This is a genomic window from Cupriavidus taiwanensis LMG 19424 (assembly GCF_000069785.1).
Lineage (GTDB): Bacteria > Pseudomonadota > Gammaproteobacteria > Burkholderiales > Burkholderiaceae > Cupriavidus > Cupriavidus taiwanensis.
In genome coordinates this window covers 2,399,349-2,423,006 of the sequence record NC_010530.1, presented here as the reverse complement: position 1 = coordinate 2,423,006, position 23,658 = coordinate 2,399,349, and the positions used below count along the sequence as shown (strand labels likewise).

The window sequence follows — 23,658 nt, the reverse complement described above, 5'->3', positions numbered from 1 at the left end:
CAAGACTGTGCGAAAGACCGTGACCTAGTACGCCATTGTTGTCCTGGAGACCCACATGCCGGAGCGATCCGAACTCGCCACGCAACTCTTCGGTCGACTGAGCTGGGAGGCCATCCCGCTGCATGAGCCCATCCTGATCGCTACCTTCGCGGTGGTGGCGCTCGGCGGGCTGGCGCTGGCCGGCGGGGTCACGTACTACGGCAAGTGGGGCTACCTGTGGCGCGAGTGGTTCACCAGCATCGATCACAAGCGCATCGGCATCATGTACATGATCCTCGGCATCGTGATGCTGCTGCGCGGCTTTGCCGACGCGGTCATGATGCGCATCCAGCAGGCCATTGCCTTTGGCGACAACCTGGGCTACCTGCCGCCGCACCACTATGACCAGATCTTCACCGCGCACGGCGTGATCATGATCTTCTTCGTCGCCATGCCGCTGGTCACCGGCCTGATGAACTTTGTCGTGCCGCTGCAGATCGGCGCGCGCGACGTGGCGTTTCCGTTCCTGAACAACTTCAGCTTCTGGATGACGGTGGGCGGCGCGGTGCTGGTGATGATGTCGCTGTTCGTCGGCGAATTCGCGCGCACCGGCTGGCTCGCCTATCCGCCGCTGTCCGGCATCCTGCAGAGTCCGGACGTTGGCGTCGATTACTACCTGTGGTCGTTGCAGGTGGCGGGGGTGGGCACGCTGTTGTCCGGCATCAACCTGCTGGTGACCATCGTCAAGATGCGCGCGCCGGGCATGACGCTGATGCGCATGCCGATCTTCACGTGGACCGCGCTGTGCACCAACGTGCTGATCATCGCCGCGTTCCCGGTACTGACCGCGGCGCTGGCGATGCTGGCGGTCGACCGCTACCTGGGCATGAACTTCTTCACTAGCGACCTTGGCGGCAGCGCCATGATGTACGTGAACCTGATCTGGATCTGGGGCCACCCCGAGGTCTACATCCTGATCCTGCCGGTGTTCGGCGTGTTCTCCGAGGTGGTGGCCACCTTCTGCCGCAAGCGCCTGTTCGGCTATGCCTCGATGGTGTATGCTACGGTGGTGATCACGGTGCTGTCGTACCTGGTGTGGCTGCATCACTTCTTCACGATGGGCTCGGGGGCCAGCGTGAACTCGTTCTTCGGCATCACCACCATGATCATCTCGATCCCCACGGGTGCCAAGCTGTTCAACTGGCTCTTCACCATGTACCACGGGCGCATCCGCTTCGAGGTGCCGATGCTGTGGACCGTGGGGTTTATGGTGACGTTCGTGATCGGCGGCATGACCGGCGTGCTGCTGGCGGTGCCGCCGGCCGATTTCTCGCTGCACAACAGCCTGTTCCTGATCGCGCATTTCCATAACGTGATCATCGGCGGCGTGCTGTTCGGGCTGATGGCCGGCATCACCTACTGGTTTCCCAAGGCCTTCGGCTACAAGCTGGACCCGTTCTGGGGCAAATGCTCGTTCTGGTTCTGGCTGGTCGGCTTCTACGTGGCGTTCATGCCGCTCTATGTTCTCGGGCTGATGGGGGTGACCCGGCGCGTCAGCCATTTCGAGGACCACTCGCTGCAGATCTGGTTCCAGCTTGCCGGCGTGGGCGCGCTGCTGATTGCGCTGGGCATCGGCTGCTTCCTGGTGCAGCTGGTGGTGAGCTTCCTGCGCCGCGAGTCGCTGCGCGACGTCACCGGCGATCCCTGGGACGGCCGCACGCTGGAATGGTCCACCTCGTCGCCGCCGCCGCCGTACAACTTTGCCTTTACGCCGGTGGTGCACGACAACGATGCCTGGTGGCAGATGAAGGCGCATGGCTACCAGCGCCCCGAGCACGGCTTCATCCCGATCCATATGCCCAAGAACACCGGCGCGGGCATCATCCTGGCCGGGCTCAGCACGCTGTGCGGCTTCGCGCTGATCTGGCATATCTGGTGGCTGGCGGCGCTGGCCTTCTTCGCCACGATCGTCACCGCGATCGGCCATACCTTCAACTACCAGCGCGACTTCTATATCCCGGCCGACACGGTCCACCGCACGGAGGCAGAGCGCAGCGCGCTGCTGGGCAGCCATGGCTGATACCTTCGCCCCCTTTACCGCCGAGGGTGCCCGCCCGCACGAGGCGCCGCCGCAGCACGCGCCTGCGCAGCCGGCCGCGCTGCGCTTCTACATGACCGAGGAATACCACGTGCCCAACGGCACGCTGCTCGGTTTCTGGCTTTACCTGATGAGCGACTGCCTGGTCTTTGCGTGCCTGTTCGCCGCCTACGGCGTGCTGGGCCGCAACTACGCGGGCGGGCCTTCCGGCGCCGAGCTGTTCGACCTGCCGCTGGTGGCGCTGAACACCTCGTTCCTGCTGCTGTCTTCGATCACCTATGGCTTTGCCATGCTGGAGGCGCAGCGCGGCCGGCTGGGGCCGACGCAGGGCTGGCTCGCGGTGACCGGCCTGCTGGGCGCGGCCTTCCTTGCCGTCGAGATCTACGAGTTCGCGCACTTGGTGGGCGAGGGCGCCGGGCCGCAGCGCAGCGGCTTCCTGACCTCGTTCTTCGCGCTGGTCGGCACCCACGGGCTGCATGTGACCTTCGGCATCGTGTGGCTGGTCACGCTGGTGTCGCAGCTGCGCCGCCACGGGCTGATCCCGGAGAACAGGCGCCGCCTGATGTGCCTGTCGATGTTCTGGCACTTCCTGGACGTGGTCTGGATCGGCGTCTTTACCTTTGTCTACCTGATGGGAGTGCTGCCATGAGCGCGCACGACGACACGCTTGCGGCCCACGGACATGGGCCCGCAAGCGGCCACGACCACGGACACGGCGAAAGCGAGATCCATATCTCGCTCGGCGGCTACGTGACCGGTTTCGTGCTGTCGGTGATCCTGACCGCGATCCCGTTCTGGCTGGTGATGGGCCGGGTGTTCGAGCAGTCCTCCACCACCGCGATGGTGCTGCTGGCGCTGGGCGCGGTGCAGATCGTGGTGCACATGATCTACTTCCTGCACCTGAACGCCAGGTCGGAGGGCGGCTGGAACATGCTGGCGCTGATCTTCACGCTGGTGCTGGTGGTGATCACGCTCACCGGCACGCTGTGGGTGATGTTCCACCTGAATTCCAATATGATGCCGGGCATGCATACCACCAAGACCTTGCCTTGACCGGTTCCACCGACGACCGCGCCGCGCCGGTCGAAAATGCGCGCCCTGCCAACGCCGCCAGGGGCGTTCCCGAATCCCCGCGCCCGCTGCCGACCGTCTGGCTGACGGCACTGGCGCTGTTCGCCGCGGCGGCCATTGCCGGCCTGGTGGCGCTGGGCAACTGGCAGGTCGAGCGCCGTGCCTGGAAGCTGGGCCTGATCGCGCAGGTGGCGGAGCGCGTCCATGCTGCGCCAGTGGCGGCGCCCGCGCCCGCCCAGTGGGCGGGGCTGACCCGGGCCAATGCCGAATACCGGCGCGTGCGCGCCAGCGGCACCTTCCTCGACGACCGCCAGACCCTGGTGCAGGCCGTGACCGAGCAGGGTGGCGGCTACTGGGTGATGACGCCGCTGCGGCTGGCCGACGGCAGCACCGTGCTGGTCAACCGCGGTTTCGTCGCCGAGCCGTTTCGTGCGCGCGTGGCCCCCGCCGGCAGCGGCACCAGCGAAGTGGTCGGCCTGCTGCGCATGAGCGAGCCGGGCAACGGCTTGCTGCGCCACAATGACGCAGCCCGCGACCAGTGGTTCTCGCGCGACGTGGCGGCGATCGCCGCGCGCCGCGGCCTGGATGGAAACCAGGTCGCGCCGTATTTCATCGACGCCGCGGCGGTGCCGCCGCCGGCCGGGGCGGACCCCCAGGCCTGGCCCGTGGGCGGGCTGACGGTGACCGCCTTCAGCAACAATCATCTTGGCTACGCCCTTACCTGGTACGGGCTGGCGCTGATGGTGGCCGCCGCGGCGGCGTACGTGGGGCGCGAGGAATACCGCAAGCGCCGCGGCGTGCGCCGCGCCTCCGGTCCGGCCCCGCACGACCCGGGCGCCTGACGCCGCGCCGGCAAGCCCGGCCGGGTGGCGGCACAATGTAGGCTGTCCCACCAAAGGAGCCGCCATGCCTGACCTGTCCATGCCGTACCGCCGCCTCGGCGCCAGCAACCTGCGCGTCTCGGCGCTGTGCCTGGGCACCATGATGTTCGCCGACCAGACCGACGAGGCCGAGGCCAGCCGCATCGTCGCCAGCGCGCGCGACCACGGCGTGAACTTTATCGACACCGCCGATGTGTACAGCAAGGGTGCGTCCGAGCAGATGGTCGGGCGCCTGCTGACCGCCAACCGCCACGACTGGGTACTGGCCACCAAGCTCGGCAACGCCATGCACTCGGCGCCCAACCACGGGCACTACTCGCGCGTTTGGATCACGCGCGCGGTCGAGGACAGCCTGCACCGGCTGGCGACCGACTATATCGACATCCTCTACCTGCATCGCGACTATCCCGGCGCCAACCTGGAGGAGCCGGTGCGTGCCATGGGCGACCTGGTGCGCAGCGGCAAGATCCGCTACTGGGCGGTGTCGAACTTCCGTGGCTGGCGCATCGCCGAGATCGCGCGCTTGTGCGGCGAGCTGGGCGTGCCGCGTCCGGTGGCGTGCCAGCCGTACTACAACCTGCTGAACCGGCTGCCCGAGGTGGAAATCCTGCCCGCGTGCCAGCACTACGGGCTGGGCGTGGTGCCCTACAGCCCGGTGGCCCGCGGCGTGCTGACCGGCAAGTACGCGCCCGGCCAGGCGCCGGCCGAGGGCACGCGCGCCGGCCGCGCCGACCGCCGCATGATGGAGACGGAGTTCCGCGAGGAATCGCTGGTCATCGCCCAACAGCTCAAGACCCATGCCGAGGCGCGCGGGCTGACCCCCGGCCAGTTCGCCACGGCCTGGGTGCTGGCCAACCCGATCGTCTCGTCGGTGATCGCCGGCCCGCGCACGCTGGCCCAGTTCGAGGATTACTTCGGCGCGCTCGGTGCCGCGATCACGCCCGAGGAGGAGGCGATGATCGATGCGCTGGTGTCGCCGGGCCATGCCTCGACGCCGGGCTACAACGATCCGGGATATCCGCTGATCGGACGTCCCGTCGGCGGTGCGGCGGCTGGCCGATAATCCGGCATCCGGCCTTTTTGGACGCCTGGGGAACGCTCGGCAAGTGGCGCAGGCGCTGCCTGAAGTGACGCCCGCCTGCAACGGCGCGCGTCGCGCGCGCGTGCTTGATGCACGCGGGCGCGACTCCTACTAATATCAAGACAGGCGGGCGTGCGTGAAGCGCGCACCGCGAAAACACCGCGCTTCGAGCCGGCGCGCGCACTGCGCTGGCCCATCAAGGAAGCCCAAACGTGTCGCGTCGTGGCTGGATTTTCGCTGGCTTGGCGGTCGCCCTCACGGGCGGCGCCTATGTCGTCTATAGCGTTGTCGCAAGCGAGGTGCGCAACTCGCACTGGCAGGCGCGGCTGATCGGCAGCCTGGGCCAGCGGCTGACGTTCGAGATCCAGCCGGGCCGAAGCGACAGCATCCGCTTCCCGCATTCCGGACCTTACGACGCCCGCATGGGCTACGGCAGGCTGCCGCTGTTCGCGCAGCGGCTGGAGCAGCGCGGCTACGTGCCGGCCGAACAGGCGCGCATGTCGCCCGACATGGTGCGGCTGATCGACGAGGGCCTGTTCACGCCCTATCGCGAAAAGAACCAGGCGGGCCTGCTGCTGCGCGACTGCAACGGGCTGACGCTGGCATTCGAGCGCTACCCGCAGCGCCAGTACCCTGATTTCGGCGCGGTGCCGCCGGTGCTGGTGAGCACCTTGCTGTACGTCGAGAACCAGGGCCTGCTCAATCCGGAATACCCCAACATGAACCCGGCGCTGGACTGGCGCCGGCTGTCGCGCGCGGTGCTGGACCAGATGATCCGGCTCGCCGACAAGTCGCACGACGCGCCCGGCGGCAGCACGCTGGCGACGCAGATCGAGAAATACCGGCACTCGCCCGAAGGCCGTACCGCTTCGATCCCGGAAAAATTCCGGCAGATGGCGTCGGCATCGCTGCGCGCCTACCTGGACGGCCCCGACACCCAGCGCGCGCGCGAGCGCATCGTGGTCGACTACCTGAATACCGTGCCGCTGTCGGCGCGTGCCGGCTTCGGCGAGATCAACGGCATCGGCGATGCGCTGTGGGTCTGGTACGGCGAGGATTTCGCCGAGGTCAACCGGCTGCTCAAGGAGCTGGACCAGCGCGCGCCCGATCCGCGCCAGGCGCAGGCCTTCAAGCGGGCGCTGTCGCTGATCATCTCGCAGCGCCGCCCGTCGTACCACCTGCGCCGCGACGACACCAACCTGGATGCGCTGACCGGCAGCTACCTGCGCCTGATGGCGGCCAACAACATCATCACCGCCGAGCTGCGCGACGCGGCGCTGGCGCAGCCGCTGGACAAGGCGTCGGCGCCGCAGCGCCCGCCGCAGGAGCCCTTTGTCACGCGCAAGGCCGTCAACCGCGTGCGCGCCGACATCAGCCGGCTGACCGGGGTCGAGAGCCGCTACGACATGGACCGGCTCGACCTGACCGTGGACAGCACCATCAACCGCGAGGCGCAACGCATCGTCGTCGACACGCTGCAGCGCGTGAACAACAAGGCCGACGCGCGCGCCATGGGGCTGTATGGCCATAACCTGCTGCGCGATAACGACGACCCGTCGAAGCTGATGGCCAGCTTCACGCTGTACGAGCGCGTCGGCAATGCCAGCGTGGTGCGGATCCAGGCCGACAATATCGACCAGCCGTTCGACATCAACAGCGGCGCGCGCCTGAACCTGGGCTCCACCGCCAAGCTGCGCACGCTGGTGACGTACCTGGAGATCATCAGCGAACTGCATGCGCGCTATGCCGGCATGACCAGCGCCGAACTGGCCGGCGTGCGGCTGGCGCGGCAGGACGCGCTCAGCCGCTGGGCGGTCGACTACCTGGCCAAGGCGCGCAAGCCCGCCGAGCGCCAGCTGATGGCGATGCTCGAGGCCGCCATGGAACGCAAGTACTCAGGCAGCGCGGGTGAAGGCTTCTACACCGGCGGCGGCCTGCAGAGCTTTACCAACTTCGAGCGCTGGGAAGGTGAGCGCATCATGACCGTGCGCGTGGGCTTTCAGCACTCGGTCAACCTGGTGTTCATCCGCATGATGCGCGACATCGTGCGCTACGAGATGTTCCATGCCAAGCCGGACATGGGCGACCTGTTCGAGGACCGCAACGCGCCAGGCCGGCGCGAGTACCTGGAGCGCTTCGCCGACCAGGAAGGCAGCGCCTACATGGCCGGCTTCTACAAGCACTACCGTGGCAAGAATTCGGAGCAACGGCTGGACACGCTGCTGGGCCGGGTGCGCATGACGCTGCCCCATCTGAACGCGGTGCGCATGTCGGTGACGCTGCTGAGCGCACGGCCGCACCTCGACGAGGAAAGCTATGTCCGCATCATGCGCGCACGCCTGGGCGACAAGCAGCTGGCCAAGGAAGACCTGCCGGCGCTCTACCGCAAGTACGGCAAGGACAAGTTCAACCTGAACGACCGCGGTTACCTGTCCCGGATCCATCCGCTGGAGCTGTGGATGGTGGAGTATCTGGACCAGCACCCCGACGCCACGCTGTCGGAAGTCCTGCGCGCCAGCGCCGCCGAGCGCCAGGAGGTGTACAAGTGGCTGTTCAAGACGCGCAGCAAGGCCGGCCAGGATAACCGCATCCGCACGCTGCTGGAGCAGGACGCCTTTACGCACATTGCCCGGCGCTGGCAGCGGCTGGGCTATCCGTTCGACTCGCTCACGCCCTCGTATGCCAGTGCCATCGGCGCCGCCGGCGACCGCCCGGCCGCGCTGGCGGAGCTGGTGGGCATCCTGCTTTCAGGTGGCACGGCCACGCAGAATGCCGCGGTGCACAGCTTCGCCTTTGCCGACGGGACTCCCTACGCGACGCGCTACGTGCTGCAGCCCGGTCCGGGCAAGCGCCTGCTGCCGGAAGAGCTGACCGTGGTGGTGCGGCGCTCGATGCTCGATGTGGTCGAACGCGGCACCGCCAAGTCGATCCGGGGCGCCTTCACCGTGCCGGGCCGCGATGGCGCCACGCTGGCCGTGGCGGGCAAGACCGGCACCGGAGACCAGCGCTTCCAGGTCTACGGCCGCGGCGGGCGGCTGATTGCATCGCGCTCGGTGAACCGCTCGGCGACCTTCGTGTTTACGCTGGGCGACCGCTTCTTCGGCACCGTGGTGGTCAACGCGAGAGAACCCTATGCGGCGCGCTACAGCTATACCAGTGCGCTGGCAGTCAGGGTGCTGCGCGCCATCGCGCCGCAGATTTCGTCGATGGCGCCAGGCGGCGACCGCGCCCTGCTGCGTTGCCGCGATACCTCGCCGGGCCTGCGTGCCCCGCGCGCGCCGACGCTGACCGAGGGCGCGCCCGCTGCGCCGTTGCCTGCGGGCCAGGCCGCGGCCGGGCCCTCGCCCGCGCCGGCCGGCGCCGACGGATCGGCGCCCGCGCCGGACACGCCGAAGCTGGCCGACGCGCACGACGCCGCCGCGGTGCGCCGCGCCAGTCAGCCCTTGCGGCGCACCATGCCGTAGATCACCAGCAGCACGATGGCGCCGACCACCGAGGCAATCCAGCCCGCGGGCTCACCGGGCTGGTACCAGCCCAGCGCGCGGCCGACATAGCCTGCCACCACCGAGCCCAGGATGCCCAGGATGATGGTCATGATCCAGCCCAGCTTGTCGTCGCCGGGCTTTACCGCCCTGGCGATCAGGCCGACGATAAGGCCAACGAACACGGTGCCAATGAATGCCATCATGGTGCGCTCCTGTCAGTGGTCTGCGGTAACGGTCTGATGCACTGGGCCGGCCGCCTGTGCGGCCAGCTTCGCTTCATCATACACGCAGGCACGCCAGGCGGAGGGCGCGCGCGGGGGGGGGCGCCGCTCAGGCCGCCAGGCGGAACTGGCCCACGGCGCGGTGCAGCGCCTCGGCCTGGTCTTCCAGCGACGCGGCGGCGGCCGCGGCCTGTTCCACCAGCGCGGCGTTCTGCTGGGCCATCTGGTCCATCTGCGACACCGCCTGGTTGACCTGCTCGATGCCGCCGGTCTGCTCCTCGGTGGCGGCGCGCATTTCGCCCATCAGGTCGGTCACCCGCTTGACCGCGTCGACGATCTCGCCCATCGCCTTGCCGGCGTTCTCGACCAGCACCGCGCCGTCTTCCACGCGCTGCGCCGAGTTGCCGATCAGCGCCTTGATTTCCTTGGCCGCGGTGGCGCTGCGCTGGGCTAGCGTGCGCACCTCGCCGGCCACCACCGCGAAGCCCCGGCCCTGGTCGCCGGCGCGAGCCGCCTCGACCGCCGCGTTGAGGGCCAGGATATTGGTCTGGAAGGCAATGCCCTCGATCACGCCGATGATGTCGACCACCTTGCCCGAGGCGCTCTTGATCTCGCCCATGGTCTCGACCACCTGGCTGACGATGGCGCCGCCGCGCACGGCGATGTCCGAGGCGCCCTCGGCCAGGTGGCTGGCCTGGCGCGCGTTCTCGGCGCTCTGGCGCACGGTGCTGGTGAGCTGCTCCATGCTGGCCGCGGTTTCCTGCAGCGACGCGGCCTGCTCCTCGCTGCGGCGCGACAGGTCGGCGTTGCCGGCGGCAATCTGCTTGGCCGCGCCGGCAATCGAATCGGCCGAGCCGCGGATGCTGCCGATCGCGCCGGTCAGGCGCGACTGCATCCGGTGCATGGCGTGGAGCACGCTGTGCTCGTCGCCGGCGCGCACCGCAACCTGGCTGGCGAGGTCGCCTTCGGCGATGCGCCCGGCGATCTGTGCCGTGGTGGCCGGCTCGCCGCCCAGCTGGCGCTGCAGGCTGGCCGACACCCGCACCATCACCAGCGACATCAGCGCACCCACTGCCAGCAGCAGGCCCAGCGCCTTCCACAACTCCTGGCGGAATGCCGCCTCGATGTCGTCCAGGTACAGTCCGGCGATGAAGTTCCAGTCCCACGGGCGGAAGTTGGCCACGTAGCTCAGCTTCGGCTGCGGCGCCTCCGCGCCCGGCTTGGGCCACAGGTATTCGACGAAGCCCTTGCCCGGGCCCTTGCCGATCGCGGCGATGTCGCGGAACAGGTAGACGCCGTTGGGGTCCTTCATGCCTTCCATCGCCTTGCCGTTCATTTCCGGCTTGAACGGGTGCATCAACACCACGGTGTCGGAGCGCATCAGCGTGAAATAGCCGTCGGCGCCAAAGCGCATCGCGCGCACCCGCTCGATCGCCTGCTGCCTGGCCTCTTCGGCGGGCAGCTTGCCGGCCTTGGCCAAGGCCTCGTACTCGGCCACCACGGACACCGCGGTGTCGGTCACGTGAGCCAGGTCAAGCCTGCGCTCCTCCATGCGCAGCGTGCGGATGTGCCACGCGTTCCACAGCGTGATGCCGAGCAGGCAGACCCAGCTCAGCACCAGCGGCAGCAACAGTTTTTTCTTCAGGCTCAGGTTGTGCAGCATCGCTTCCACTCCTCCTTCTTCGCGCTTTACGCTTCTCATCGGTGATGCGCATCGCCGTGCCACGCCGGTTGACGGGGGTGGCGGGCCAGCATGGGGACAAGGGCCGGCGGCGGGTGCGTCCTGCGGCATAACGGCGCAAAGCGGATGTAACTTGATTGAGGTAGCTTCGCCACACTGGCCGTATGGTTGTTCGGTTGAAAAAGGCTGCGCCGGCTTTGTGCGCGATACAGCCCTTCCCGTCGACGGCAGATGCGCCAGGCGTGGTCCCTGCCTCGCTTTTTTGCCGACCCGGCAACCAAAATCGGTCAGAATCTGCGCTGTCCTCCGCCGCCCCGGCTTGCATGCAACCACCCATGGCCACCTCGCCCAGCGCTTCCGACCACACCCGCGGCCACGACGGGCCGCTTGCCGTCTTCCTGATCTTCCTTCGGCTGGGGCTGACCTCGTTCGGCGGCCCGGTGGCGCACCTGGCGTATTTCCGCGAGGACCTGGTGCGCCGGCGCGGCTGGCTCAGCGAGGCGGCCTATGCCGACGTGGTCGCGCTGTGCCAGTGCCTGCCCGGACCGGCCAGCAGCCAGACCGGCATCGCGCTGGGGCTGGCGCGTGCCGGCTACGGCGGCGCGCTGGCGGCGTGGCTGGGTTTTACGATGCCGTCGGCGCTAATCATGATCGTGTTCGCGCTGGGGGTGACGCACTACGGCATGGCAGCCGCGCCCGGCATGTTGCACGGGCTGAAGCTGGTGGCGGTGGCGGTGGTGGCGCAGGCGGTGTGGGGCATGGCGCGAAGCCTGTGCATCGGCCCGGTGCGCATCGCCATCATGCTGATGGCAGCGGGCACAGTGCTGGCGTGGCCGGGACCCTTGGCGCAGGTGGCCCTGATGGCCGCCGCGGCGGTCGCCGGCATGGCCCTGCTGCGGCCGGTGCCGGGCGGCGCGCATGAACCCCTGCGCCTGCCGGTAAGCCACCGCGGCGGCATGCTGGCGCTGGCCCTGTTTGCCGCGCTGCTGGCAGGCCTGCCGCTGCTGGCAAAGTGGGCCGCCAACCCGGCGGTGCGGGTGTTCGATGCCTTTTACCGTGCCGGCGCGCTGGTCTTCGGCGGCGGACACGTGGTGTTGCCGCTGCTGGATGCCGCCGTGGTGACGCCCGGCTGGGTGGGCAAGGAAGCCTTCCTGGCCGGCTACGGCGCGGCGCAGGCCATGCCCGGGCCGCTGTTTTCTTTCGCTGCGTTCCTGGGCGCGGCCATGCAGAACCCGCCCACCGGCATTGCCGGCGGACTGCTGTGCACGCTGGCCATCTTCCTGCCCGGCGCGCTGCTGGTGCTGGGCGCCTTACCGTTCTGGGAAAGCCTGCGCCGCAACCAGCGCGCCCAGGCCGCGCTGGCCGGCATCAACGCCGGTGTGGTCGGGCTGCTGCTGGCGGCGCTGTGGCATCCGGTGTGGACCAGCGCGGTTCAGGGGCCGCTGGACATCGTGCTGGTCGCCCTGGCGCTGGTGGCGCTGATGCGGTGGCGGCTGCCGCCGTGGCTGGTGGTGGTGGCCAGCGGCGCGGCCGGGTGGGCGGTGGCGGCGATGGTTTGAGGCGCCAACGGCGGCGGACCTTGCGCCGGCATGCAGCGTCGCAGCATGGCTGCGACAACGGTGTCAGTCCGCCGGCTTGCCCAGGTGTTCGACGAGTAGCGTGGCGGAGCCGGACAAGGGCCGGGTCGCACTCGTGGCAATGAGCAGTTGTCTTTCCGCCCAGGCGTCCACCAGCCGGACCGCCTTCAGCCCCATCGGCTCAAGCTTGCGGTAGCACGCGCCTAGCGGCAGCACGCCGATGCCCAGGTTCGAGGCAATCATTTCCGTCATGGCATCGAAGCTCCGGACCTGGACGCGCAGTCGCAAGGGAAAGCCGATGTCATGCGCAGCACCGGCGATGGTGTTCAGCAACGAGCTGCCGCGGTTCAGGCCTACGAAATCGTAGGAGAGGCAGCTCCGGAAGTCGGTGTCCTCGACCGCCGCCAGGGGGTGAGCCTTTGAGCAGAGGACCACCAGACGGTCGGTCCGAAACGGACGCACGTCAAGCCCATGGGTGGGGGCGCCTTCGACAAATATGCCAACGTCCGCAACCCCTTCCACCAGTGCGCGCACGATATCACCGCTTAGCTGCTCCTCTACCTCAACGCGGGTCTCGGGGTAAAGATGGAGGAAGCGCTCCAGCGCGGACGGCAGGAACTCCACCAGCGCTGACATGTTCGCCCACAGTCGTACGTGTCCGCGCGAACCGCTCGAATACTCGCTGAGTTCATTGCTGAACAGCTCGAAGCCCTGGAACAGCCGCATGGCATGTTGCAGAGCCACGTGCCCGGCAGGAGTCAGCCGGATACCCTGTGCTGTCCTTTCCATCAGCACTGCCCTGGAGGCGACTTCGAAGTCAGAGATGCGGCGGCTGGCGGCCGACAGGGCCAGATTGCATCGTTCCGCCCCCTTCGTGATGCTGCCGGTCTGGGCGACAGCACAGAAGAGCCTCAGCGTGACGAAATCGACGCGCGCGGGATTGATAAGGTCCTGGGACATGCCGACATCATAGCAAGAGGGTGGGCCCTTCCCTTCGCAGAACGCGAAGGAACCATGCGAAATCAGGAATTCCGCCTCGTCCCTTCAACCGCATACAGTGGGTCCGTTCGCGGAATTGCAAGAAGGAGACACCCATGATCCACCATCTGGACCATCTCGTCCTGACCACCCACGACGAAGAGGCGTGCGTCGACTTTTACGTTGGTCTGCTCGGCATGCGCCTGGAAACCTTTGGCGAAGGCCGTAAAGCGTTCAAGTTCGGCGAGCAGAAAATCAATCTGCATGTGAAAGGCAGGGAGTTCGAGCCAAAGGCTCACCTGCCGGTGCCGGGTGCCCTGGACCTGTGCTTTATCGCGTCGATGCCGCTGGATGATGTCATCCAGCGGTTGCATGCCCGCGGCGCAACCATCATCGAAGGACCGGTAGCCCGCACTGGCGCGAATTACCGCATTCGCTCCATCTATCTGCGCGACCCCGATCTGAATCTGATCGAAATTTCCGAACGGGCCGAGGCATGAGCGCAGCAAGCACCCCACGCACCATCGTCGGCTTCGTCGGCCTCGGCCAGATGGGCAAGCCGATGGCGTTGAACCTCGCTCACGACGATACCGACCTGCTTGTGACCTCCAAGGTCCGGGACGCCTATCCTGAGCTCCACGCCGCCGGCGCCAGGACGATCGACGGCGTGGCCGGGCTGGCTGGCGCCGATATCGTGTTTCTGAGCCTGCCAGGCACTGCAGCCGTACTCGAAGTGCTGTTCAGCGATGGCGGCCTGGCGTCGCATCTTCGTCCCGGGTCCATCGTCGTCGATACCAGCACCATCGAGCATGGCGCCACGATGGACATCCATGCGCGCCTGCGCGCGGCTGGCATCGAATTCCTGGATGCGCCGGTCTCGGGCATGCAGTCGCGCGCAGAGGCTGGCACGCTGACCGTCATGTGCGGCGGCGCTGCCAGGACGTTCGAGGCCGTGAAGCCATGGCTTGAACGTCTTGGCAACAACATCCTCTACATGGGCGAGGCCGGAAGCGGGCAATTGGCCAAGCTGGTCAATCAGTTGCTCTTCGACATCCACTGTGCGGCCCTCGCGGAAATTCTTCCCATGTCGCGCCGCATGGGCCTGGACCCGGAGAAGGTTGCGTCGGTGATCAACAGCGGAACCGGACGCAGCTACGCGTCGGAGTTTTTTCTGCCACGCATCCTTGGGCGCCATTTCAGCGACGGCTATCCGCTCAATGCCGCGTACAAGGACCTGGTCAGTGCCGCGGAGCTTGGCGCGAGGCATTGCATTCCCATGCCGGTGCTTGCCGCCGCGACCGCAACCTATCAGATGAGCCTGCTGGCTGGCCACGGCACCAGCGACAAGGGCGCGATGACGCGATTCTTTGAAGACATGCTCGCCGTGCAGTTCAGCGCCGCGGCACCTTATACGGAGAAGCAACATGGCTGAACCACTTGGTCTGGACAACGGCTTGACCAACTATGGCGACCGCGATTTCGCGCGCTATCTGCGCCGCTCGATGGCGCATTCGATGGGCATTTCGGGGGAGCTTCTGTCCCGGCCGGTGATTGGCATTGCCGCATCCCCGAGCGACTTCAATAACTGCCACCGCTATATGCCCCAGCTCGTCGAAGCAGTGTCCCGCGGGGTGCTCGCTGCGGGTGGTTTGCCGCGCATGTTCCCAACCGTGTCGCTGGGCGAGGTGTTCCTCAACCCCACCAGCATGGTCTACCGAAACCTGATGTCGATGGACGTCGAGGAAATGGTCCGTGCCCAGCCGATGGACGCCGTGGTGATGATCGGCGGCTGTGACAAGACCGTGCCGGCGCAACTGATGGGCGCCGCATCGGCAAATCGCCCGGCGATTCAACTGGTGACCGGTCCGATGTCCACGGGCCGTCACAAGGGCGAGCGTCTGGGCGCCTGTACGGATTGCCGCCGTTTCTGGGGCAAGTTCCGTGCGGGCGAGATCGATCAAGGCGAAATCCAGACGGTGGAAACGCGCCTGGCCACGACCGCCGGCACCTGCGCGGTAATGGGCACGGCCAGCACGATGGCGTGCATCGCCGAAGCGCTCGGCATGTCGCTGCCCGGCACCGCCGCCATTCCAGCCGTCGATTCGCAGCGTCTCGTTGCAGCCGAGGAGAGTGGCAAGGCGGCTGTACGTCTGGCCCATTCGCCTGTCCTGCCATCGCAAGTCATGACGGAACCAGCGGTCGAGAACGCTTTTCGCGTGCTCATGGCGCTGGGCGGCTCGACCAACGCCATCATCCATTTGACGGCCGTTGCCGGGCGCCTTGGCATTCGCATCAGTCCGCAGCGCCTTAACGAGATTTCCGACGAAACTCCGGTGCTGGTGGACCTGAAGCCGGTAGGCGAAGGCTACATGGAAGACTTCCACGCCGCCGGTGGCATGGGCGCCGTCCTTCGGGAACTGCGCCCGCTCCTCAATCTCGACTGCCTGGCCATCGATGGGCGCACCCTGCGGGAACGGCTGGACGAGCCGGCGGGGTGGGTCGACCGCAAAGTCATCCGTTCGTTTGACGAGCCGGTAAGCCCTGTGGGGGGATTGATTGCACTGCACGGCAGCCTGGCTCCGGACGGCGCCATCTTCAAGCGCGCAGCCGCCACGCCGTCCCTGTTCGAGAAGGAAGGCCGTGCCGTCGTCTTCGAAAGCCTGGAAGACCTGGCCGCGCGGGTTGACGCGCCGGAGCTGGACGTCACCGCGGACGACATCCTGGTGCTGAAGAATGCGGGGCCGCTTGCCGCCGGTATGCCGGAGGCGGGATACCTGCCGATTCCGTCGAAACTCGCCAGGGCGGGGATCAAGGATATGGTCCGGATCTCGGATGCGCGCATGAGCGGTACCGCTTACGGGACCATCGTGCTGCACGTATCGCCTGAAGCCGCAGCGGGCGGACCACTGGAAGCCGTACGCAACGGCGACCGGATTCGCCTGTCAGTGTCGAGGAAAACCATCGACCTGCTGGTCGAGCCCGAAGACATTGCACGTCGCCTTGCGCAACGCCAGCCGGTACCGCAGAAGCGTGGCGGTTACCAGGAGCTCTATCAGCGCACCGTGCTGCAGGCGCCCGATGGTTGCGACCTCGATTTTCTTGCCCGGCCCCGCGGCTGACGCTATCTCAACCTGACCGGATTCCTCCATGAACTTCTATCCCCAGCTGCTCGCACGCGCCGAGCAGGGTAAGCCCGTGCGCGTCGGTCTCATCGGCGCTGGCAAATTTGGCGCGATGTACCTGGCGCAAGTGCCCCGTACACCAGGTGTGCATATGGTCGGCATCGCTGACCTGGTGCCGGCAAACGCGCACGCCAGCCTCGAACGCGTCGGCTGGGAAGCCGGCCGCGCCCGGGCGGCGTCGCTGGATGACGCGTTGCGCACCGGCGCGACCCACGTCGGTGAAGACTGGCAGTCGCTGGTTGCCCACCCTGCCATCGACATCATCATCGAATGCACCGGCAATCCGATTGCAGCGGTTGACCATTGCCTGGCGGCATTCGGGCACGGCAAGCATGTGATCAACGTGACCGTCGAAGCCGATGCGTTCTGCGGCGCGCTGCTGGCTCATCGCGCTCGGGAAGCAGGTGTGGTGTATTCGCTGGCCTACGGCGACCAGCCGGGCCTGGCATGCGAACTCGTCGACTGGGCACGAACCTGCGGCTTTCCCATCATTGCCGCCGGCCGCGGTCACAAGTGGCTGCCAGAGTTCCGCGAATCGACGCCGGATACCGTTTGGGACCATTGGGGCGTCACCGCCGAGCAGGCGCGCGTTGGCGGAATGAACCCAAAGATGTTCAACGCTTTCCTCGATGGGTCCAAGCCCGCGATCGAGAGCGCCGCCATCGCCAATGCCACCGGTCTCCAGGTCCAGGCCGAAGGTATTACCTTTGCGCCGGCGTCTGTGGAGAAGATCCCGACGGTCATGCGTCTTCAGTCGGACGGCGGCGTCCTGTCGGCCAAGGGCGTGGTCGATGTCGTGTCTTCGCTGAATCCGGACGGTTCCCCGGTTGGGTACGACATCCGCAAGGGGGTCTGGGTCTGCGTCGAAGCGCCGACGGATTACATCCGGCGCTGCTTCAGGGAGTACCAGGTGTTCACCGACCCCGATGGCCGCTGCATGGTGCAGTACAAGAAGTGGCACCTCATTGGCCTGGAACTTGGCATCTCCGTAGCGAGCGTGGGCTTGCGCCGCGAACCGACGGGTGCGGGCCGGCATTTCAACGCCGACGTCGTTGCGACCGCGAAGCGCGACCTGAAGGCGGGTGAGATGCTCGACGGCGAAGGCGGCTACACCGTGTTCGGCAAGCTGTTTCCGGCCCGGGAGTCGCTTCGCGTTGGCAGTCTGCCACTGGGCCTGGCTCATCACCTTAAGCTGCGCCGCGATGTTCGCAAGGACCAGTCCCTGACCTGGGACGACGTTGTGATTGACGCGGAGCTGCCCGCTTACCGTGTGCGCAAGGAAATGGAAGCACTGTTCCAGAAGTAACAGGCCGATATCCGGCCGGGATGCCCTTCATCCCGGCCATCAGAAACCCAGGAGACAAGGATGAACAGGAGCATGAAAGCCGCGGCGACGGCGGTGGTTCTGGCGGCGGCATTGCCGACGTTTGCCGCAGATGCCTATCCGAACAAGCCGGTCACGATGATTGTCCCGAGCGCACCCGCAGGGTCGACGGACATTGTCGCGCGGCTCATCGGCGAGCAACTCGCAAAAGACCTCGGGCAACCTGTCGTTATCGAGAACCGGCCCGGCGCCAGCGGGAATATCGGCACTGAAGCGGTCGCGCGTGCCAAGCCAGACGGCTACACGCTGCTGATGCAGTACTCCGGATATCACGTCGGCAATCCTGCGCTGTTCCCGCAAGCGCGCTGGAAGCCCAGGGACTTCGCACCGGTTGCGCTGGTGATGCGGGCCCCGCACGTGGTGGCGGTCAGCGGGAAAATTCCCGCGCAGAACCTCAAGGAGCTGATCGCATTCGGCAAGAAGGACAACCGCGGCCTTTTCTATGCGTCATCAGGCAACGGTTCCATCCAGCACATTGCCGGGGTCATGTTCGGCAAGCAGGCGCGCGTGCCTGTGACCCATGTCCCGTACAAGGGCGCGGGGCCCGTAGTCAGTGACCTGATCGGAGGCCAGGTGGATATGTTCGTGACCACGCCGCCTTCAGTCATCGGGCAGGTAAAGGCCGGAAAGATCAAGGCGCTTGCCTACACGGGGCCGGCGCGCCATCCCTCCATGCCCGACGTGCCGACTGCCGCGGAAGCCGGGTTGGCCAGCTATCAGGTCGAATCATGGTTTGCCGTCTTTGCGCCTGCAGGAACGCCGCCTGACGTGATCAACAAGCTTTCCGCTTCGATAAAGAGGATTGCCGGGAGCGCGGACTACCGCAGGAAGATCGAAGAGCAGGGCGGATTCGCTGCCTACATGGACCCGGCAGCCCTGGACAAGTTTGTCTTGCAGGAGCTAGCGTCGTGGGCAAAGGTGATCAAAGACGGAAACATCACGGCCGAATAAGGACAACTCCGGCCGCCAGCGCTGGGGGGATGGCGTATCCCGTACCCGGGCAGCGGAGTGCCCGCGTGACGCAGCCTGGCAGCGTCCTGGCGATCAGGACGGCGGGGCCGACACCGCAGCTTCACGTTGTAACGCGCTGTAATCCGCCCCGCACGCCGACCGTTTGCACTTTCAAATGCGAACGATTATCCTTCTCTCTTCCGCACCTCCTTGTGCCGACAATGGCACATCTTGACGCCGTGTGAGCGTTCCAGGGGGGGCTCCCGCTACCCATATGCAGGCAACACCGGGCGCGGCCCGTACCGGCCGCGCCTGCCGATCCCCCGTCATGACCGACACCCAGCCGGCCGCCGGCCAGCAGCGCCGCGCCTTCTGGCTCAAGCATCTCCACCAGTGGCACTGGATCAGTTCCGCGATCTGCCTGATCGGGATGCTGTTGTTCGCGGTCACCGGCTTCACGCTGAACCACGCCGGCCAGATCGAGGCCAGGCCCGCCGTGCAGACGCGGCAGGCCACCGTGCCCACGCGCGTGCTCGACAAGGTTCGGGCCGCGGCCCCGTCCGGCGCTGGCCAGGCCAGCGAAACCCGGGCGCCGGTGCCGGCGGTGCTGGCCGACTGGCTGGCGCAGTCGCTGCAGGTCGATGCCGGCGGGCGCGAGGCCGAATGGTCCGCCGACGAAATCTACGTGGCGCTGCCGCGCCCGGGCGGCGACGCCTGGGTCAGCATCGCCCTCGACAGCGGCGAGGCGCAGTACGAGCACACCTCGCGCGGCGCCATCTCGTACCTGAACGACCTGCACAAGGGCCGCAACACCGGCGCGGCGTGGAGTTTGTTCCTGGACGCGTTCGCGCTGGCGTGCCTGGTGTTCTGCGTGACCGGCCTGTTCCTGCTCAAGCTGCATGCGGGCGGGCGCGTGGCGACCTGGCCGCTGGTGGGGCTGGGGCTGGCGGTGCCGCTGTTGCTGGCGATCCTGTTTATCCACTGATCGGCGGCGATCGAGCCGATCTTCTTCCTGCATCTCACTGACGAGGTTTCTCCGATATGCGCCGACTGCTTTCCGTCTCCCTGACCGGCATGGCCGCCGTGCCGCTGGCCGGCCCCGCGCTGGCTGCGGACCTGAACGTCAAGGTCGATATCCCGCGCCTGAGCGTGGCCGAATACCACCGGCCCTATGTGGCCATGTGGGTCGAGCGCGCCGACCAGAGCCCGGTGCAGACCCTGGCGGTCTGGTACGACGGCAAGCTCAAGGACGGCGAGGGCACCAAGTGGCTCAAGGACATGCGCCAGTGGTGGCGCAAGGCCGGCCGCGACCTGCACATGCCGGCCGACGGCATCTCGGGCGCCACGCGCGCGCCGGGCGAGCACAGCGTCAGCTTCAGCGACGGCAAGACCCCGCTGGGCAAGCTGCCCGCCGGCAACTACCAGCTGGTGGTGGAGGCCGCGCGGGAAGTGGGCGGGCGCGAGCTGCTGCGCGTGCCGTTCACCTGGCCGCCGCAATCCGCACAGACCGCCCGCGCCAAGGGCGAACACGAACTCGGCGGCGTGACCGTCGAACTGAAGCCCTGACCTTTCGGAGCCTGACCATGAAACCTTCCCTGATGTCCGCCGCCTCTTCCCGCCTCGCTGTGCGCGCCGCCTTGCTGGCCCTGGCCGCGCTGGCGCCGCTGGCCGCCCACGCGCACCGCCAGTGGCTGCTGCCGTCCGCCACCGTGCTGTCCGGCAGCGATCCGTGGGTGACCGTCGATGCCGCGGTTTCGAACGACCTGTTCTACTTCGAGCACGTGCCGATGCGGCTCGACAACCTGCAGGTGACCGCCCCGGATGGCAGCGCCGTCAAGGCCGAGAACGCGGCCACCGGCAAGTACCGCAGCACCTTCGACCTGCACCTGACCCAGCCGGGCACCTATCGCGTGGCCGTGGTCAACAACGGCCTGTTCGCCAGCTACAAGGTCGACGGCCAGCCCAAGCGCTGGCGCGGCACCGCCGAGACCTTCGCCGGCGCGATCCCGGCCAACGCGCAGGACCTGCAGGTTACGCAGGCCGAAGGCCGCATCGAATCGTTCGTCACCGCCGGCAAGCCCAGCGACAAGGGCCTGCGCACCGTCGGCCGCGGCCTGGAGCTGGCGCCGATCACGCATCCGAACGACCTGGTCGCCGGCGACACCGCCAGCTTCCGCCTGCTGCTCGACGGCAAGCCCGCGAGCAACCTGAAGGTGGCGGTGGTGCCGGGCGGCATCCGCTACCGCGACCAGCTGCAGGAGTTCAGCGCCACCACCGACGCCGAGGGCAAGTTCAGCGTCAAGTGGCCGGCCCCGGGCATGTACTGGATGGAAGCCGAAGTGAAGGACGACAAGACCACCTTCAAGCAGGCCAGGTCGCGCCGCGCCGTCTATGCGGTGACGCTGGAAGTGCTGCCGCAGTAAGCCGGTTGCCGGGTGTGAACCGCGTCCTGGTACCCGTTGCGCTGAGCGCGCCACCCAGTCCGCCCGCCGCCGGGGCGCGCCTGCAGCGCTGGGGCGGGCCCACCATGGGCACGAGCTGGTCGGTGGCGGCGCTGTTGCCGCCGGATGCGGATGCCGGCGCCATCGGTGCGGGCATCCGGGCCGTGCTCGGGCGCGTGATCGCGCAGATGAGCAACTGGGAAGCGGATTCCGACCTGAGCCGCTTCAACCGCGCGCCTTCGGGCAGCTGGCACGCCTTGCCGGCAGACGCCTTCGCGGTGCTGCAAGCCGCGCTGCAGGTGGCACGCGACAGCGGCGGCGCCTATGACCCCAGCGCGGGTCCGCTGGTGGACCTGTGGGGCTTCGGTCCGGCCCCGGCGCGCCGCGCGCCGCCGTCGCCAGATGACGTCCAGGCCGCGCGTGCCCGGTGCGGCTGGGCCCGCATCGAGATCGATGCCGCGGGCCGGCGGGCCTGGCAGCCGGGCGGCGTGGCGCTGGACTTCTGCGCCATCGCCAAGGGCTTCGCCGTCGACGCGGTGGCGCGCTACCTGTGCGAACAGGGCCTGGAGCACCACCTGACCGAGATCGGCGGCGAACTGCGCGGCCATGGCGTCAAGCCCGACGGCATGCCGTGGTGGGTCGCGCTGGAAGCGCCGCCGGGGTGGGGCAGCGATGACGCGCAGCAAACGCTGGTCGCGCTGCATGGGCTGTCGGTGGCCACTTCTGGCGACTACCGGCGCTACTTCGACAGCGATGGCCGCCGCTACGCCCATACCATCGATCCGCGCACGGGGTATCCGGCCAGCCACGCGCTGGCCTCGGTCACGGTGATCCATCCGCAGTGCATGCTGGCCGATGCGCTGTCCACCGCGCTGACCGTGCTGGGCCCGGACGCCGGCATGGCGCACGCGCGCCGCCTCGGCATTGCCGCGCGCTTCGTGGTGCGCACCGCAAACGGATTTCTCGAACATCTTTCACCGGCGTTTGCCGCGATGCTGGCATGAGCGGTAGCACTATGTCGTCCCGCATTGCCAGTGCCGGCTGGCTGGCCGTGGCCGGCGGCGTGGCGTTGTCCGTGCTCGGACCATCGCGCATGGCCATGGCCGCCGGCGTGGCCGCCGCGTACGCGGGGTTCTGCGGCGCGGTGGTGGCCCATCACCGCCAGCGGCGCGCCAGGGTGGCGGCGCTTTCCGGCACGGAAGACGGCGCGACGCTGGTGGTCTATGCCAGCCAGACCGGGTTTGCCGAACAGCTGGCGCTGCAGACCGCCACCGCGCTGCAGGGCGCGGGCATGCCGGTGCAGCTGCTGTCGCTGGCCGAGGTCGATGGGCGGCGCCTGCAAGCCTGCCGCCAGGCGTTGTTCGTGGTCAGCACCACCGGCGAGGGCGATGCCCCCGACAGCGCCTCGGGCTTCGCCCGCCGCCTGCTGGCGGGCGCCGATGGCCTGCACCGGCTGCGCTACGGCATCCTGGCGCTGGGCGACAGCAGCTATGCGCGCTTCTGCGCCTTCGGCCATGCGCTCGAGGGCTGGCTGCAGCGCCAGCGCGCGCAGCCGCTGTTCGACCTGATCGAAGTCGACAACGGCGACGCCGGCGCGCTGCGCCACTGGCAGAACCACCTGTCAGCGCTGAGCGGCGGCGCCGAAATCGCCGACTGGGAACGTCCGCGCTATGAACACTGGCGGCTGGCGCAGCGCCATCACCTGAACCCCGGCAGCCAGGGCGCGCCGGCCTTCCATCTGGTGCTGACGCCACCGGACGGGGCGGCCCTTGACTGGCAGGCCGGCGACATTGCCGAGATCGGCCCGTGCCACGCGCCGGCTGAGGTCGACCGGCTGCTGGCGCGGCTTGGCATGGATGGCGCCTCCCCGGTGCGCTGCGATGGCCGCGACACTGTCCTCGCCGCGGCCCTGGCCACCCGCCTGCCGCTGCCCGACCCGCACTTTGCCGCGATGCAGGGACTGGCGCCGCAGCAACTGGTGGATGCGCTGGCGCCGCTGCCGCATCGCGAGTATTCGATCGCCTCGCTGCCGCGCGACGGCCAGCTCGAACTGCTGGTGCGCCAGACCCGTCACGACGACGGCCGCCTCGGCCTGGCCTCGGGCTGGCTGACCGAACACGCGGCGGTAGGCAGCCGCATCGCGCTGCGCCTCCGCACCAATCGCAGTTTCCATCCGCCGGCGGACGACCGGCCGCTGATCCTGGTTGGCAACGGCACCGGGCTGGCCGGGCTGCGGGCCCAGCTCAAGGCCCGCGCCGCGGCCGGCCGGCGGCGCAACTGGCTGCTGTTCGGCGAGCGCTCGGTGCAACACGACGCCTTCTTTGCCGGGGAGCTGGCGAGCTGGCTTGCGGACGGCACGCTGGCACGCGTGGACCACGCCTGGTCGCGCGACGGTGGCGCGCCGCGCTACGTGCAGGACGCGCTGCGCCTGCAGGCGGATGGCGTGCGGAATTGGGTGGCCGACGGCGCGGCCATCTATGTCTGCGGCAGCCTGCAGGGCATGGCCGGCGGCGTCCATGACGCGCTGGCCGAGATCCTGGGGGAGGACGCATTGCGCCGCCTGGCCGACGACGGCCGCTACCGGCGCGACGTCTACTGAGCAGCCAGGACTGCGGTACCTGCACGCCACGCGGCGTGCGGAGATCGGC

At 68.0% G+C, this 23,658-nt stretch carries 20 protein-coding genes; 17 read left to right on the top strand and 3 right to left on the bottom strand.

The window, feature by feature from the left end; translation table 11 throughout:
* Window positions 1-55 precede the first annotated feature (55 nt).
* From cyoB to RALTA_RS26305, 6 genes are all read left to right on the top strand, one after another.
* On the top strand, window positions 56-2,059 hold the full coding sequence (gene cyoB, locus RALTA_RS26330; protein WP_012357024.1) for a cytochrome o ubiquinol oxidase subunit I: 2,004 nt from the start codon (window positions 56-58) through the stop codon (window positions 2,057-2,059).
* Window positions 2,052-2,726 carry a cytochrome o ubiquinol oxidase subunit III gene (gene cyoC / locus RALTA_RS26325; protein WP_012357023.1) on the top strand — a complete coding sequence of 225 codons (675 nt, stop codon included), beginning with the start codon at window positions 2,052-2,054 and terminating at the stop codon, window positions 2,724-2,726. Before cyoB ends, cyoC begins: the two co-directional genes overlap by 8 nt.
* Window positions 2,723-3,130, top strand: coding sequence for a cytochrome o ubiquinol oxidase subunit IV (gene cyoD, locus RALTA_RS26320; protein ID WP_012357022.1), 408 nt, complete (start codon window positions 2,723-2,725; stop codon window positions 3,128-3,130). The genes cyoC and cyoD overlap by 4 nt, the downstream gene beginning before the upstream one ends.
* Window positions 3,127-3,990 carry an SURF1 family protein gene (locus tag RALTA_RS26315; RefSeq protein WP_012357021.1) on the top strand — a complete coding sequence of 288 codons (864 nt, stop codon included), beginning with the start codon at window positions 3,127-3,129 and terminating at the stop codon, window positions 3,988-3,990. The genes cyoD and RALTA_RS26315 overlap by 4 nt, the downstream gene beginning before the upstream one ends.
* Window positions 3,991-4,054: 64 nt before the next feature.
* Window positions 4,055-5,092: an aldo/keto reductase gene (locus RALTA_RS26310; RefSeq protein WP_012357020.1), complete on the top strand. Its 1,038-nt coding sequence runs from the start codon at window positions 4,055-4,057 to the stop codon at window positions 5,090-5,092.
* A 230-nt stretch (window positions 5,093-5,322) separates the two neighbouring features.
* Complete coding sequence (locus tag RALTA_RS26305) at window positions 5,323-8,574, top strand: transglycosylase domain-containing protein (RefSeq protein ID WP_012357018.1); 3,252 nt, start codon at window positions 5,323-5,325, stop codon at window positions 8,572-8,574.
* Here RALTA_RS26305 and RALTA_RS26300 read toward each other — a convergent pair.
* On the bottom strand, window positions 8,547-8,798 hold the full coding sequence (locus RALTA_RS26300; protein WP_012357017.1) for a GlsB/YeaQ/YmgE family stress response membrane protein: 252 nt from the start codon (window positions 8,796-8,798) through the stop codon (window positions 8,547-8,549). The two genes, RALTA_RS26305 and RALTA_RS26300, sit on opposite strands and share 28 nt — an antisense overlap.
* Before the next feature lie 127 nt (window positions 8,799-8,925).
* Window positions 8,926-10,479 carry a methyl-accepting chemotaxis protein gene (locus RALTA_RS26295; protein ID WP_012357016.1) on the bottom strand — a complete coding sequence of 518 codons (1,554 nt, stop codon included), beginning with the start codon at window positions 10,477-10,479 and terminating at the stop codon, window positions 8,926-8,928.
* Between the two features lie 353 nt (window positions 10,480-10,832).
* Here RALTA_RS26295 and chrA point away from each other — a divergent pair, with 353 nt between their 5' ends.
* On the top strand, window positions 10,833-12,056 hold the full coding sequence (gene chrA, locus RALTA_RS26290; RefSeq protein WP_012357015.1) for a chromate efflux transporter: 1,224 nt from the start codon (window positions 10,833-10,835) through the stop codon (window positions 12,054-12,056).
* A gap of 63 nt (window positions 12,057-12,119) precedes the next feature.
* Here the strand turns inward: chrA and RALTA_RS26285 are convergent, their stop codons facing one another.
* Window positions 12,120-13,034, bottom strand: a complete 915-nt coding sequence (locus RALTA_RS26285) for a LysR family transcriptional regulator (protein ID WP_012357014.1) — start codon at window positions 13,032-13,034, stop codon at window positions 12,120-12,122.
* Window positions 13,035-13,168: 134 nt separating this feature from the next.
* On the opposite strand from RALTA_RS26285, the gene RALTA_RS26280 reads away from it, so the two are divergent.
* The 10 genes from RALTA_RS26280 to RALTA_RS26235 all read left to right on the top strand — a co-directional run bounded on the left by RALTA_RS26280 (window position 13,169) and on the right by RALTA_RS26235 (window position 23,609).
* Window positions 13,169-13,552, top strand: a complete 384-nt coding sequence (locus tag RALTA_RS26280; protein WP_012357013.1) for a VOC family protein — start codon at window positions 13,169-13,171, stop codon at window positions 13,550-13,552.
* On the top strand, window positions 13,549-14,484 hold the full coding sequence (locus tag RALTA_RS26275) for an NAD(P)-dependent oxidoreductase (RefSeq protein ID WP_012357012.1): 936 nt from the start codon (window positions 13,549-13,551) through the stop codon (window positions 14,482-14,484). The genes RALTA_RS26280 and RALTA_RS26275 overlap by 4 nt, the downstream gene beginning before the upstream one ends.
* The gene (locus RALTA_RS26270; RefSeq protein WP_012357011.1) at window positions 14,477-16,171 is read left to right on the top strand and encodes an IlvD/Edd family dehydratase; all 1,695 of its coding nucleotides are present in this window, start codon (window positions 14,477-14,479) and stop codon (window positions 16,169-16,171) included. Before RALTA_RS26275 ends, RALTA_RS26270 begins: the two co-directional genes overlap by 8 nt.
* A gap of 28 nt (window positions 16,172-16,199) precedes the next feature.
* Window positions 16,200-17,540 carry an NAD(P)H-dependent oxidoreductase gene (locus RALTA_RS26265; RefSeq protein WP_012357010.1) on the top strand — a complete coding sequence of 447 codons (1,341 nt, stop codon included), beginning with the start codon at window positions 16,200-16,202 and terminating at the stop codon, window positions 17,538-17,540.
* 60 nt (window positions 17,541-17,600) lie between these two features.
* On the top strand, window positions 17,601-18,569 hold the full coding sequence (locus RALTA_RS26260) for a Bug family tripartite tricarboxylate transporter substrate binding protein (RefSeq protein WP_012357009.1): 969 nt from the start codon (window positions 17,601-17,603) through the stop codon (window positions 18,567-18,569).
* A gap of 328 nt (window positions 18,570-18,897) precedes the next feature.
* Entirely contained in the window at window positions 18,898-19,554 is a 657-nt protein-coding gene (locus RALTA_RS26255) for a PepSY-associated TM helix domain-containing protein (protein WP_012357008.1), read from the top strand.
* 56 nt (window positions 19,555-19,610) lie between these two features.
* The gene (locus tag RALTA_RS26250; RefSeq protein WP_041232665.1) at window positions 19,611-20,135 is read left to right on the top strand and encodes a DUF2271 domain-containing protein; all 525 of its coding nucleotides are present in this window, start codon (window positions 19,611-19,613) and stop codon (window positions 20,133-20,135) included.
* A 17-nt stretch (window positions 20,136-20,152) separates the two neighbouring features.
* On the top strand, window positions 20,153-20,992 hold the full coding sequence (locus RALTA_RS26245; protein WP_012357006.1) for a DUF4198 domain-containing protein: 840 nt from the start codon (window positions 20,153-20,155) through the stop codon (window positions 20,990-20,992).
* Window positions 20,993-21,006: 14 nt separating this feature from the next.
* On the top strand, window positions 21,007-22,014 hold the full coding sequence (locus tag RALTA_RS26240; RefSeq protein ID WP_012357005.1) for an FAD:protein FMN transferase: 1,008 nt from the start codon (window positions 21,007-21,009) through the stop codon (window positions 22,012-22,014).
* Window positions 22,015-22,025: 11 nt separating this feature from the next.
* Window positions 22,026-23,609: a sulfite reductase subunit alpha gene (locus tag RALTA_RS26235; RefSeq protein ID WP_012357004.1), complete on the top strand. Its 1,584-nt coding sequence runs from the start codon at window positions 22,026-22,028 to the stop codon at window positions 23,607-23,609.
* Window positions 23,610-23,658: the final 49 nt, after the last annotated feature.